Below are 13,229 nucleotides of genomic sequence, written 5' to 3'. Positions count from 1 at the left end.
GCGGTGACCGCGGTGTGAGGCTGGTCGGTAGGCCTACTCCTTGGCCCGGCGGGCCAGCCCCAGGGCGTAGTCCGGCCACCACTTGCCCGCCGCGGGGCCGCCCCGGCACTGCCCGTCGGACTCGCCGGGCCGCTTGATCCACAGGTACGCGTCGACGAGCGCGTCGCCCGTCCGGTCGGTGGGCGGCGCGCCCAGCGCCCGCCCCGGCGGGTTGCACCAGGCCTCGGTCCGGTTGCCGGGCAGCGGGCCGTCGCCGTTGCGGCTGGTGTCGATCACGAAGTGCTTGCCGCCGGTCGCCTTCGAGATGCGGGCCCCGTACTCCCGGCCCACGTCGTCCGGCTGGAAGTTGGAGACGTTCAGCGAGAAGCCGTCGGCCCGTTCGAGCCCGGCCTTGTAGAGCGGCTCGACCAGTTTCGTCGGGTCCGGGATCCAGGCCGGATTGCCCGCGTCCAGGTAGACCCGGGTGTTCGGCTGGCGCTTGAGCCGGGTCACCGCCTCGGCCAGCAGCCGGTACCGCTCGTCGTGGTGGTCCGCCTGCGTACACCCGTCGATGATGTGCGGGATCGCGTCGGGCTCCAGGATCACGATGGCCCTGGCGTCGCCGATGTTGTCCGCGAAGGCCCCGATCCAGCGGCGGTAGGCCTCGGCGTTCCAGGCGCCGCCCGCCGAGTGCTGGCCGCAGTCCCGGTACGGGATGTTGTACGCGGTGAGCACGACGGTGCGCCGGGCCGCCTTGGCGCTGGTGACGGCCCGCCGGATCTCCGGGCCCGGGTCGTCGCCGGGACCCCACAGCGCCATCGGCCGCTCCGCGATGCGGCGCAGCACCTGCGCGTCGCTGTTGCGGCCCTGCGCCTCCCATTGGGCCACCTGGCGGGCCGCGTCGCTGTGCGGGTCCACCCAGAACGGGGACTCGGGCGCCGGGGACCCGGTGGGGGAGGCCGGCCGGGAGGCGCCGGGCTCGGCGGCCCGCGGCGGCGGCTCCGCGGACCCCGAACAGGCGGCCGTGACCGGCGCCATCAGCAGAGCGAGGCTGAGGGGGAGGGTGACGTGTCGGTGGCTTCGGTGGCCGGACATCCGGGGCCCCTCGGGATGGCTGGGCGGGAAGCGGACCGGGTCATCGTGACATAACGGACACGTAGCCGCAGGCCACGACACCGCCCACCCCGACTTCCCGCCCCTGCCCCTGGGAGTTGCCGCCGGGGCAGCGGTTTGCCCCCCGCGCGTCGGCGAGGGGGCCGGGCTCAGCCGGTGGGGTCGGGGCCTGGGGAGGGGGGCGTGGCCAGGGCGATGCCCAAGGGGGTGCGCTCGTACAGGACCTGACGGCCGTGCCGGTGCGCGAGCAGCAGTCCGGCACCCGCCAACGCCTTCAGGTGCGCCGAGACCGACGACGGCGCCAGCCCGAGCCGCCGCGCGAGCGCCGTCGTCGACGCGGGCTCGGCGAGCGCGCACAGCACGTCCGCCCGGGCCCGCCCGAACAGCCGGGCCAACGCCTCGGGCGTCCGCTCGCGCGGCTCGGTCCACAGCGCGCCGATCCCGCGGGCCGGGTACGCCACGGTCGGCTGCCACGGCGGGTCGAAGCCGCCCGCCACCTCCGGCCAGACGAAGGCGCTCGGCATCAGGACCAGGCCCTGCCCGCCGAGGTCCCGGTCGTGATGGGTGACCCGGTCCAGGGTGAGCGTGCTGCTTGCCTCGTCCCAGTGCAGGTCGGGGTGGAGCCCGGCGAACAGCCCCGCCAGACCCGAGGTGGCCAGCCGCCGGGCGTGGAAGACGATGTCGGCCTCCAGCAGCGCCCGCAGCCGGGGCCAGTACGGCTCCACCAGGGCGTGCCAGGCCTGTTCGGTCAGGTCCGCGAGCCGTTCCACCGCGCGGACCGGATCGTCCAGCAGCTCCCGGCCCTGCGGGGACTCCAGGGCGCCGGGCGTGCAGGCGAGCGAGCGGGCGAGGTCGTCGCGGACCGCCGCCGGGTCGGCGGCGGCCGCGCGGATGCGGGCGAGCTCCTGGTCGAAGGAGGCGGCCGGGCCGATCGGGGGCGGCCCGAGGAAGTCCGGGGTGTGCCCGCGCTGGGGCATCAGCAGCCACAGGGGGCGCAGGTCCAGGGGCGCGGCGGCCTCGCGGGCCCGGCGGAGCCAGGGCAGGTGGTAGGCGAGGCGTTCCGGGCGTTGCAGGGTGCGTACGGCTTCCTGGGTCTCCCATCGGGGAGACACGGCGAACCGGCAGCGCAGCAGGTCCGCCTCCCCGAACCGCAGATGAAACACCGCCGCACCTCCTCGTCACCCAACCCAACCCGCTCCACCCCCGCCGCCCGCTGGGCGGCAACCCGCAGCCTTGCCGCTGGCGGCAACCCCATTCGGCGAGGCTGGATTCTGGTGGGCCGCGGGGGTAGCGGCGGGGTGGATTCGGGGTGGGGCGAATCTATCGGTTGGGTGGGGGTGGGTGGGCAGGCTCGGGGGATGTCCGTCAACGCACCCACCGCCGGTTACCGCTCCGCGTTCCGGGTCCGGGAATTCCGCCCGGTGTTCGCCGCGCACCTCGCCTCCGTGCTGGGGCTGGTCATCGCCGAGATCTCCCTCACCGTCCTCGTCTACCGGCTCACCGGATCCCCCCTGATGAGCGCCCTCACCTTCGCGCTCGGCTTCCTCCCGTACCTCCTCGGCGGCACCCTGCTCGCCGGCGTCGCGGACCGGTACCCCGCCCGCCGGGTCCTGGTCGCCTGCGACCTCGTGTGCGCAGGGTGCGCCGCCCTGATGGTGCTGCCCGCCACCCCCGTCGCGGGCCTGCTCGTGCTGCGCTGCGCCATGGCGTTCGTCGCCCCGCTCTTCCAGGGCACCCGCAACGCCTCCCTCGCCGACATACTCGGCGACGGCGACCGCTTCGTACTCGGCCGCTCGCTGCTGCGGATGGTCGCCCAGTCCGCCCAGCTCATCGGGTTCGGGCTGGGCGGACTGCTGCTCGTGGCGGTCCCGCCGCGCGGCGCGCTCGCGCTCACCGCCGGCACCTTCCTCGGCTCGGCGCTCCTGCTGCGCCTGGGCACCGCGAACCGGCCCGCCCGCGCCGCCGGCGGCCCCCGCAGCGGCCCGCTCGCCGGCCTGCGGGCCGTGTTCGGCGACCGCCGGCTGCGCGCGCTGACCCTCATGTGCTGGCTGCCCCCGGTGTTCGTGGTGGCCCCCGAGGCGCTGATGGCCCCGTACGTCCACGACATCGGCGCGGGCACCGCCACGCTCGGCCTGCTGATGTGCGCGCTGCCCGTCGGCACCATCGCCGGCGAGCTGTGGGCCGGCTCGGCGCTCGGCCCGGCCGCCCGCTCCCGGCTCGTCGTTCCCCTCGCCGCGGTCAGCCTGCTGCCGCTGCTCGCGTACGCGCTGCGGCCCGCCGCCGCGCCGCTCGCAGCGGTCCTGCTGCTCGCGGGGCTCGCGCACGCCTACACGATCGGCCTCGACCGGTGGTGGGTGGACGCCGTCCCCGAGGAGCTGCGCGGCCGGGCCATGACCCTGCTGAGCACCGGCCTGATGACGCTCCAGGGCGCCGGCATGGCGCTGGCCGGGCTGGCGGCCGAGCTGGTGCCCGTCCACCTGGTGGTCGTCGGCGCCGCCGTACTCGGCACGCTCTGCGTCCTGGTGCTCCTCGGCGAACTCCGGGCCACCGGCGCCCGCCGCGACGACCCCCGCGACGGACACGGGGACGGACATCGGGACGACCGGCCCGACGGCCAACGGCGGGGACCGAAAGGCGAGACGGGGCTGAACGCGAAATGACCGGGCGGTAGGGTCGTGCGGTGCCCAAGCCGCTCAGTCTTCCCTTCGACCCCATCGCCCGCGCCGACGAGCTGTGGCAGCGCCGCTGGGGCCCCGTGCCCGCGATGGCCGCGATCACGTCGATCATGCGGGCCCACCAGATCCTCCTCGCCGAGGTAGACGCCGTCGTCAAGCCGTACGGGCTGACCTTCGCCCGCTACGAGGCGCTGGTGCTGCTCACCTTCTCCAAGGCCGGCGAGCTGCCCATGTCGAAGATCGGCGAGCGGCTGATGGTGCACCCGACCTCGGTGACGAACACGGTCGACCGGCTGGTGAAGTCCGGCCTGGTGGCCCGGCGGCCGAACCCCAACGACGGCCGGGGCACCCTCGCGTCGATCACCGAGAAGGGCCGCGAGGTGGTCGAGGCGGCCACCAAGGACCTGATGGCCATGGACTTCGGCCTCGGCGCGTACGACGCGGAGGAGTGCGCCGAGATCTTCGCCCTGCTGCGCCCGCTGCGGGTCGCCGCCGACGATTTCGACGAGTAGCCCCCCGTCAAGATCGGCCAAAACGGACGGCTACGCTCGTGGACATGAAGAAGAGCGTGCTGACCAGGTACCGGGTGATGGCCTTCGCCACCGCGATCATGCTGCTCGTGCTGTGCACGTGCATGATTTTCAAGTACGGCTTCGACAAGGGCGCCGACCTGACCTTCGTGGTCTCCCAGGTCCACGGCGTGCTCTTCATGATCTACCTGGTCTTCGCCTTCGACCTCAGCTCCAAGGCGAAGTGGCCGTTCGGCAGGATGCTCTGGGTCATGGTCAGCGGCACCATCCCGCTCGCCGCCTTCTTCGTCGAGAAGAACGTACGCGCCGAGATCGAGCCGCTGGTCAGCGACGGTCTGGCGACCGCGAAGGCCTGATCCGCGGCCACCCCGGGGGCATCTCCCCGGGGTTTGCCATCGACATTTAGTAGGACGTCCTAGTAAATTCGTGGGCATGGACGCTGACGCCATCGAGCAGGGCCGCCTTCGCTGGCAGGCCCGTTACGACCGGGCCCGCAAGCGGGACGCCGACTTCTCCACCCTCTCCGGCGATTCCGTCGAGCCGGTCTACGGGCCGCGGCCCGGCGACGCCTACGAGGGCTTCGAGCGCATCGGCTGGCCGGGGGAGTACCCCTTCACCCGCGGCCTGCACCCCACCGGCTACCGCGGCCGGACCTGGACCATCCGCCAGTTCGCCGGCTTCGGCAACGCCGAGCAGACCAACGAGCGCTACAAGATGATCCTGGCGGCCGGCGGCGGCGGCCTGTCCGTGGCCTTCGACATGCCGACCCTGATGGGCCGCGACTCCGACGACCCGCGCGCCCTCGGCGAGGTCGGCCACTGCGGTGTGGCCATCGACTCGGCCGCCGACATGGAGGTCCTCTTCAAGGACATTCCGCTCGGCGACGTCACCACCTCGATGACCATCAGCGGGCCCGCCGTCCCCGTCTTCTGCATGTACCTCGTCGCCGCCGAGCGGCAGGGCGTCGACCCGGCCGTCCTCAACGGGACGCTCCAGACCGACATCTTCAAGGAGTACATCGCCCAGAAGGAGTGGCTCTTCGAGCCGGAGCCGCACCTTCGCCTCATCGGCGACCTCATGGAGTACTGCGCGACCGGCATCCCCGCCTACAAGCCGCTCTCCGTCTCCGGCTACCACATCCGCGAGGCCGGGGCGACGGCCGCGCAGGAGCTCGCGTACACCCTCGCCGACGGCTTCGGGTACGTGGAGCTCGGCCTCTCCCGCGGCATGGACGTGGACGTCTTCGCGCCCGGCCTGTCCTTCTTCTTCGACGCGCACCTCGACTTCTTCGAGGAGATCGCCAAGTTCCGCGCCGCCCGCCGGATCTGGGCCCGCTGGATGAAGGAGGTCTACGGCGCGCAGAGCGACAAGGCCATGTGGCTGCGCTTCCACACCCAGACCGCCGGCGTCTCGCTCACCGCCCAGCAGCCGTACAACAACGTCGTGCGCACCGCGGTGGAGGCCCTCTCCGCGATCCTCGGCGGCACCAACTCGCTGCACACCAACGCCCTCGACGAGACCCTCGCGCTGCCCAGCGAGCAGGCCGCCGAGATCGCCCTGCGCACCCAGCAGGTGCTGATGGAGGAGACCGGCGTCGCCAACGTGGCCGACCCGCTGGGCGGCTCCTGGTACGTGGAGCAGCTCACGGACCGCATCGAGGCCGACGCCGAGAAGATCTTCGAGCAGATCAAGGAGCGCGGGCTGCGCGCGCACCCGAACGGGCAGCACCCGGTCGGCCCGATCACCTCGGGCATCCTGCGCGGCATCGAGGACGGCTGGTTCACCGGCGAGATCGCCGAATCCGCCTTCCGCTACCAGCGGTCCCTGGAGAAGGGCGACAAGCTGGTCGTCGGCGTCAACGCCCACCACGGCTCCGTCACCGGCGACCTGGAGATCCTGCGGGTCAGCCACGAGGTCGAGTGGGAGCAGGTCCGGCTGCTCGGCGAGCGCAAGGGCCGCCGCGACGACGCGAAGGTCCAGACGGCGCTGGCCGAGATGCTGGCCGCCGCCCGGGACGGCTCGAACATGATCCCGGCGATGCTGGACGCCGTACGGGCCGAGGCCACGCTCGGCGAGATCTGCAACACCCTGCGGGACGAGTGGGGCACGTACACCGAGCCCCCCGGCTTCTAGCCCCGCGCACCACCCGGGGCCCGCACATCCGGGGCCCGCACCGTCGAGGGCGCATCGAGGGCGTCGCGCGGCTCAGAGCTGCGCGACGCCCTTGAGGCCGTGCATCAGCAGGGAGGTGAAGGTGGCCACCCACAGACCGTCCACGGGCTCGGCGCTGACCAGCGCCCGGTGCACGACGGTGCCCGCGATCACGTCGAAGATCAGGTCCGTGGTGTGCCCGGCGACCGCCTCGTCCTCCTCGTACGGAAGCTCCCCGCGCGCCTGGGCGCGCTGGCGGCCGAGCACGACCAGGTGCTTCTGCCGCTCCACGATCGCCGACCGGATCCGGTCGCGCAGCGCCTCGTCGCGGGTGGACTCGGCGACGACGGCCATCAGCGCGGTGCGCGCCTCGGGCCGCCTCAGCAGCTCCGCGAACTGCAGGACCACGCCCTCGATGTCGGCTTCGAGCGAGCCCCGGTCGGGCAGCTCCAGGGCGTCGAAGAGTTCCGCCACCGCATCCACGACCAGCTCGTTCTTGCCCGCCCAGCGGCGGTAGAGCGTGGTCTTCGCGACCCCGGCGCGGGCCGAGACGTCGCCCATCGTCAGCTTCGACCAGCCCAGTTCGACCAGGGCGTCCCTGGTCGCGCCGAGGATCGCGGCGTCCGCGGCGGCGCTGCGCGGGCGGCCGGTCCGGGCGGGGGGTCTGGGGTGCATGGCGGTGACCATACCCGTCGGTAGTAATTCATCCTGTGGCCCACATCACGGGGCGCCGCGGGCCGCGGGCAGTTACGCTACGGCTCGTAGCGTAAGAGCGACAACCACAGGCGCCCGGTGGGGACCAGGCGCCGCCCGCTCCGCCGCCCCGTCCGGCTTCCTCCGGCGGGCGGCACGTCAGGCACCACGTCACGGCCTCCGGGCAGGACGTCACACCAGTACTTCACAACCGGCCTTCGGACCGGATGTTTTCGGCCGGTCTTTTCGCGGCCGCGCGCGCAGGGGGGAGGATGTACGCATGCAGCCCAGAAACATGTCCATGAGCGGCGTTGTCGACCTCGCCGCTGTGAAGGCGGCCGGTGAGGCCAAGGCGAAGGCGGAGCAGGCGCGAGCCGAGTCCGCGCGCCAGGGCGGCGGCGCTGCCGTACCTCCTTCCGCGCTGGTCATCGACGTAGACGAGGCCGGCTTCGAGCGCGATGTCCTGCAGCGGTCCGCCGAGGTCCCGGTCGTCATCGACTTCTGGGCCGAGTGGTGCGAGCCCTGCAAGCAGCTCGGCCCCCTGCTGGAGCGGCTGGCCGTCGAGGCCGGCGGACGCTTCGTCCTGGCCAAGGTCGACGTCGACGCCAACCAGATGCTGATGCAGCAGTTCGGCATCCAGGGCATTCCCGCGGTCTTCGCGGTCGTGGCGGGCCAGGCCCTGCCGCTGTTCCAGGGCGCGGCGCCGGAGGCGCAGATCCGCGAGACCCTGGCCCAGCTCATCCAGGTCGCCGAGGAGCGCTTCGGGCTGACCGGCATCGCGGTGGACCCGCAGGCGGCGGGCGGCGACCGGGCGGACCAGGGCCCGGCGGACCTGCCGGCGGGACCGTACGACGCGCTGCTGGAGGCGGCCGTTTCGGCGCTCGACGCGGGCGACCTCGGCGGCGCGATCCAGGCGTACAAGAACGTGCTCGCGGACGCGCCGGCCAACGAGGAGGCCAAGCTCGGCCTCGCGCAGGCCGAACTGCTGTCCCGCGTGCGAGACATGGACCCGCAGGCGGTGCGCGCGGCGGCGGCCGCGCAGCCGGCCGACCCGGCCGCGCAGATCGCCGCGGCCGACCTGGACCTCGTCGGCGGGCACGTCGAGGACGCGTTCGGGCGGCTCGTGGACACCGTCCGCGTCACCTTCGGCGCGGACCGGGACTCCGTACGGCTGCGGCTCCTGGAGCTGTTCGAGGTCATCGGGGCGGACGACCCGCGGGTCTCGGCGGCGCGCACGGCACTGGCGCGCGTGCTCTTCTGATCACACCCCGGAGAGGCATTGCGCAGCGGAGCGGCGCAATGCCTTTCTGTTGACAACGAGATAAACAACGGCCGCGCTTTACCGAAACTTGGTAATCGCGGCCTCTGTTACTCGCAGTAAATCGAACCTTGGGATCTGCCCGGTTTGTTTACTCAGATCCCCTTCTGTCGTGGCCCTTCCTGCCACCCTCCGCTGTCGGCCGAAGCCGCCTTGTCGCACCGCGGTTATCAGGCCGTTACTAGCCAGTAACGAACCCCCTTGTGCCCCGCCCCGGAATGCACCACGATCGGCCACGCTCGGTCCATCACACCGATGGGTCCCCACCGAGTGGGTCGGCGGCACTCTCGCCGGCCCTTGGACAGGGGGGTCTCTGCCGTCGGCGGGGCCTGTCCTCCGGCCGTGCGCGAGTGCGGCCAAGTGGTTGTCGCTCGGGGGTGGTCGCCGGTGATCCTGTCGCGGTTCGCGCCGCCTCGGCCGCTTGCGCTCCTCCGAGGACGTAGCACTTCTCCCATCCCAGGACGGGCTCGACCCGGACCGGAGATGTACGTCCGAGAAGGAGGAAACAGATGAGTTCCCAGGTTCGTGGCGGGACCAGATGGAAGCGTTTCGCTCTCGTCATGGTGCCGAGCATCGCGGCGACGGCCGCGGTCGGTGTCGGTCTCGCGCAGGGTGCGCTGGCCGCATCGTTCAGCGTGTCCGGCCAGGACTTCAAGGTCACGGCGGACAAGCTCGAAGGCTATGACCTGATCCAGTACGGCAGCGTGTCCGAGGGACACGACCTCGCCGGCAACAAGGCCGCCCACCCGGTCACCATCTCCGGGTTCAAGCAGGCCAAGATCACCAACATGTGCCAGTCGCTGGTCACCCCGGTGCCCGGCCTCGGCAACATCACCATGAAGCTCCGCGCGGGCCACAAGGGTGACCCGGCTGTCGCCGACAACATCTACCTCGATGTTGCGGACCTCGACACCGAGGTGTCCACGTTCAAGAACCTGGACATCGGTGTCGCCGTGGGCGACGCGAGCCACACGACCAAGCCGCAGGCGGGCACGGTCAAGAACCCCTACATGTTCTCGCAGCGCGCCGAGGTGGCGGTTCTCGAGGGCGTCAAGCAGCGTGCGTGGGCCACCACGGCCGGCACGTTCAAGCTGAGCAACCTCAAGCTGTCGCTCATCACGGGGAACGACCCCTGCTACTAGGCCCTACGGGCTGTGAGCTGACCGAGTGACCGGACGGGTGGGCAGTCGCCTGCCGGCCGTCCTCCCGTCCGGGCGCGCAAAGCACTTCACATAGTTCTCCGTACCACCGTTTCCAGGGAGCTGTAGTCCATGAACGCCGAGACCCCGGGTTCCCATGAAGACATGCACTGGCTCGCCTACGGGAAGATGAAGTTCCGCGAGTGGCGAGGCCAGCGGCCGTTCTGGGCCGGGCTGTTCACGTTCCTCGGCGGTGTTCCGATCGCCTACTTCCCGTACGCGGACGTACGCCTGGGCAACATCACCATCGCCATGTCCACCACGGCGGGCGCCGGATCCCTCATCATCGGTGTCCTTCTGGTGACGCTCGGGCTCGCGCTCTGGTTCCAGCAGACGATCCGCATCTTCGCGGGTGTCGCGGCGATCCTGCTGGCCCTGGTGTCCCTGCCGGTGTCGAACTTCGGCGGATTCCTGCTCGGCTTCCTGTTCGCCCTCCTCGGCGGCGCCATGGCGCTGTCCTGGGCCCCGGGCGTACCGCAGGAAGACGTCGCCGACGGTGCGGCGGACCCCGCCGCGGCGGCCATGGAGGGCGGGTTCCCCGGCCCCCGCACGGAAACGGGCCCGCAGGACGGCTACTACGGGCACGCGCCGAGCGTGTCGTTCGAGAAGCCCGAAGCGACCGAGACGACTGCCCACGCCAATGGCGGGAGGAACAGTGCGGGGTGACGAGACGCAGCGGGCCGTGGCCCCAGGCGCAGAGTCCCGTGAACGGAAAGGCCCGCGACACGCGGCGCCGCGCAAGTCGCTGCTGACCAAGCTCCAGATACCCGCCGGCAAGGCGATGGCCCTGGCGGCGATGCCGACCGCGGTGTTCGTCGGGATGGGCATGGCGCCGAAGCTCGCCGTGGCCGACGACAAGGACATACCCTTCGCCCCCGGGCCGTGCGTGACCCGGTCCGACGAGCCGGCCGAGTCCGAGTCCCCCTCGCCCACCAAGTCCCCGGACGCCACGCCCTCGGTGTCGCCCAGCGCCACCGCGAGCCCGGGCACGACGTCCGAGCCGGTGCCGACCTCCTCGCCGTCGGCGACGAAGTCCGCCGAGCCGGACACGTCCCCGGAGCCCAAGACCAGCTCCAGCGGTCCGGCGGACCGGCCGGTCCTGGACGGGCTCGACCCGCTGGGCGTCGGCGACCGGGTCGGGGACCTCCTGGACGAGCTGGGGAAGCCGCTGCGGGACGAGCCGAAGCCGGACCCGACCCCGACGGCGGCCAAGCCCGCCGGGCAGGACCCGGCGGCCGTCGCCAAGGTGCCCGCGGCCGACCCGACCGAGAAGGCGATCCGGGACGCGGCCAAGCGCGCCGGCGCCCGGGTCGAGGACCTCTCCGACGACGTGAAGAAGACGGCGGAGAAGGCCAAGGACGAGACGGGCTCCAAGAAGGCCGACGAGAAGGCCGACGAGGACGAGAAGGACGGCAAGGACAAGGACGGCAAGGAGCCGTTCCCCTGCCCGACCCACGACGCGAAGGCGCTCGCCGACGCCGAGCTGGAGCCGGGCATCCCGCTCCTGCCCGACGAGCCGTGGTACCTCGACAGCTCGATGCTGACCCTCTACGGGCTGGACTACCACGGCATCGTCGAGGTGAAGACGGCCGGCGGCAAGATCAAGAAGGTGCTGAAGTTCACGGCGTCCTCGCTGGACATCAAGGACCTCTACCAGACCGTCGGCAAGGGGCAGAACACCGCCCACCTGAAGTCCCGGCCGGGCTCCACGTCCACGATCCGCGGGGCCGAGGTGACGATGTACACGGAGGAGCTCAAGGGCAACCTCTTCGGCATCATCCCGATCACCTTCAGCCCGGACACCCCACCGCCGCTGAACGTGCCGTTCGCCTTCTTCACGAACGTCAAGGTCATCCAGGCCGGCCAGTTCGGCGGCACGCTGACCATCCCGGGCATGGAGAACTACATCGGCCCCGCCGAGTAGCTCCCCGCCCCCCGGACGCACGGCTGCGGACGCACGACAGCGGAGCACGGCAGGCGAGCGGCGCGCGCACGGAACACACCGAGGGCGGCACCCCGGTCCCGACAAGGGACCCGGGTGCCGCCCTCGGTCTCTGTGCGGCAGAGTTTCCGGCGGCCTCGCGGCGCGGGGTCAGTCGCGCTCGCCACCGCCGAGGTGGTGGACGCGGACCATGTTGGTGGTGCCGGGGACGCCGGGGGGCGAGCCGGCGGTGATGACCATCGTGTCGCCCTGGTTGTAGCGCTGGAGCTTGAGCATCTCGCCGTCGACCAGGTCGACCATCGCGTCGGTGGTGTCCACGTGCGGGACGACGTACGACTCGACGCCCCAGCTCAGGGTGAGCTGGTTGCGGGTGTTGACGTCCGTGGTGAACGCCAGGATCTGCTGCGTGGCGCGGTAGCGCGACAGGCGGCGGGCGGTGTCGCCGGACTGGGTGAAGGCGATGAGCGCCTTGCCGTCCAGGAAGTCCGCGATCTCGCAGGCCGCACGGGCGACGGAGCCGCCCTGGGTGCGCGGCTTCTTGCCGGGGACCAGCGGCTGGAGGCCCTTGGAGAGGAGCTCCTCCTCGGCCGCCGTGACGATCTTCGACATCGTCTTGACGGTCTCGATCGGGTACGCGCCCACCGAGGACTCGGCGGAGAGCATGACCGCGTCGGCGCCGTCGAGGATGGCGTTGGCGACGTCGGAGGCCTCGGCGCGGGTCGGCCGCGAGTTGGTGATCATCGACTCCATCATCTGGGTCGCGACGATCACCGGCTTGGCGTTGCGGCGGCACATCTCGATGAGCCGCTTCTGGACCATCGGGACCTTCTCGAGCGGGTACTCGACGGCCAGGTCGCCGCGGGCCACCATGACCGCGTCGAACGCGTCGACCACGGCCGCCATGTTCTCGACGGCCTGCGGCTTCTCCACCTTGGCGATGACGGGGACCCGGCGGCCCTCCTCGTCCATCACCTTGTGGACGTCCTTGACGTCGTTGGCGTCACGGACGAAGGACAGCGCGACCATGTCGCAGCCCATCCGCAGGGCGAAGCGGAGGTCGTCGACGTCCTTCTCCGACAGGGCGGGGACGTTGACGGCGGCACCCGGCAGGTTGATGCCCTTGTGGTCGGAGATGACACCGCCCTCGATGACGATGGTCTTGACCCGGGGGCCGTCGACCTCGGTCACCCGGAGCTCGACGTTGCCGTCGTTGATCAGGACCTGGTCGCCGATGGCGACGTCACCCGGCAGGCCCTTGTAGGTGGTGCCGCAGATGGACTTGTCGCCCGGGACGTCCTCGGTGGTGATGGTGAACTCGTCACCGCGCACCAGCTCGACGGGGCCCTCGGCGAAGGTTTCGAGGCGGATCTTGGGTCCCTGGAGGTCGGCGAGGACGCCGACCGCGCGCCCGGTGTCCTCGGAGACCTGCCGGACGCGGTCGTACCGCTCCTGGTGTTCTGCCTGGGATCCGTGGCTGAAGTTGAATCGGGCCACGTTCATGCCTGCCTCGATGAGCGCTTTCAGCTGCTCATACGAGTCGACGGCGGGGCCCAGCGTGCAGACGATTTTGGAACGGCGCATGAAGCGGATCCTATCGGGTTTGTTTCGTAGCGGAATATTCCGTCTGGT

12 protein-coding genes are annotated in these 13,229 nt (G+C 71.6%); 8 read left to right on the top strand and 4 right to left on the bottom strand.

The features are described 5' to 3' along the window. Positions 1 to 33: 33 nt before the first annotated feature. On the bottom strand, positions 34 to 1,074 hold the full coding sequence (locus OG764_RS12350) for a glycoside hydrolase family 6 protein (RefSeq protein WP_328968470.1): 1,041 nt from the start codon (positions 1,072 to 1,074) through the stop codon (positions 34 to 36). Positions 1,075 to 1,241: 167 nt separating this feature from the next. Continuing rightward, positions 1,242 to 2,255: an ArsR/SmtB family transcription factor gene (locus tag OG764_RS12345; protein WP_328968469.1), complete on the bottom strand. Its 1,014-nt coding sequence runs from the start codon at positions 2,253 to 2,255 to the stop codon at positions 1,242 to 1,244. 195 nt (positions 2,256 to 2,450) lie between these two features. Between OG764_RS12345 and OG764_RS12340 the strand changes: the two genes are divergently transcribed. The 4 genes from OG764_RS12340 to OG764_RS12325 all read left to right on the top strand — a co-directional run bounded on the left by OG764_RS12340 (position 2,451) and on the right by OG764_RS12325 (position 6,430). After that, complete coding sequence (locus OG764_RS12340; protein ID WP_328968468.1) at positions 2,451 to 3,752, top strand: MFS transporter; 1,302 nt, start codon at positions 2,451 to 2,453, stop codon at positions 3,750 to 3,752. Between the two features lie 20 nt (positions 3,753 to 3,772). Further along, positions 3,773 to 4,279: a MarR family winged helix-turn-helix transcriptional regulator gene (locus OG764_RS12335; protein WP_328968467.1), complete on the top strand. Its 507-nt coding sequence runs from the start codon at positions 3,773 to 3,775 to the stop codon at positions 4,277 to 4,279. 44 nt (positions 4,280 to 4,323) lie between these two features. Further along, positions 4,324 to 4,653, top strand: a complete 330-nt coding sequence (locus OG764_RS12330) for a DUF3817 domain-containing protein (RefSeq protein WP_328968466.1) — start codon at positions 4,324 to 4,326, stop codon at positions 4,651 to 4,653. A 76-nt stretch (positions 4,654 to 4,729) separates the two neighbouring features. After that, complete coding sequence (locus tag OG764_RS12325; RefSeq protein ID WP_328968465.1) at positions 4,730 to 6,430, top strand: acyl-CoA mutase large subunit family protein; 1,701 nt, start codon at positions 4,730 to 4,732, stop codon at positions 6,428 to 6,430. Between the two features lie 72 nt (positions 6,431 to 6,502). On the opposite strand, the gene OG764_RS12320 is transcribed toward OG764_RS12325, so the two are convergent. Continuing rightward, positions 6,503 to 7,123 carry a TetR/AcrR family transcriptional regulator gene (locus tag OG764_RS12320; RefSeq protein ID WP_328968464.1) on the bottom strand — a complete coding sequence of 207 codons (621 nt, stop codon included), beginning with the start codon at positions 7,121 to 7,123 and terminating at the stop codon, positions 6,503 to 6,505. Positions 7,124 to 7,421: 298 nt separating this feature from the next. On the opposite strand from OG764_RS12320, the gene OG764_RS12315 reads away from it, so the two are divergent. The 4 genes from OG764_RS12315 (at position 7,422) to OG764_RS12300 (ending at position 11,582) form a co-directional block, all read left to right on the top strand. Further along, complete coding sequence (locus OG764_RS12315; protein WP_328968463.1) at positions 7,422 to 8,402, top strand: tetratricopeptide repeat protein; 981 nt, start codon at positions 7,422 to 7,424, stop codon at positions 8,400 to 8,402. A 566-nt stretch (positions 8,403 to 8,968) separates the two neighbouring features. Further along, complete coding sequence (locus OG764_RS12310; RefSeq protein WP_328968462.1) at positions 8,969 to 9,601, top strand: DUF6230 family protein; 633 nt, start codon at positions 8,969 to 8,971, stop codon at positions 9,599 to 9,601. Positions 9,602 to 9,730: 129 nt separating this feature from the next. Further along, positions 9,731 to 10,324, top strand: a complete 594-nt coding sequence (locus OG764_RS12305; RefSeq protein ID WP_328968461.1) for a DUF6114 domain-containing protein — start codon at positions 9,731 to 9,733, stop codon at positions 10,322 to 10,324. Beyond that, positions 10,314 to 11,582, top strand: a complete 1,269-nt coding sequence (locus OG764_RS12300; protein ID WP_328968460.1) for a hypothetical protein — start codon at positions 10,314 to 10,316, stop codon at positions 11,580 to 11,582. The genes OG764_RS12305 and OG764_RS12300 overlap by 11 nt, the downstream gene beginning before the upstream one ends. A gap of 168 nt (positions 11,583 to 11,750) precedes the next feature. Here the strand turns inward: OG764_RS12300 and pyk are convergent, their stop codons facing one another. Continuing rightward, on the bottom strand, positions 11,751 to 13,181 hold the full coding sequence (pyk, locus tag OG764_RS12295; RefSeq protein WP_328968459.1) for a pyruvate kinase: 1,431 nt from the start codon (positions 13,179 to 13,181) through the stop codon (positions 11,751 to 11,753). Positions 13,182 to 13,229 lie beyond the last annotated feature (48 nt).

The organism is Streptomyces sp. NBC_00239 (assembly GCF_036194065.1).
Classification (GTDB): domain Bacteria; phylum Actinomycetota; class Actinomycetes; order Streptomycetales; family Streptomycetaceae; genus Streptomyces.
Note: the sequence above shows the minus strand (reverse complement) of the source record. Positions and strands in the feature narration are given on the sequence as shown.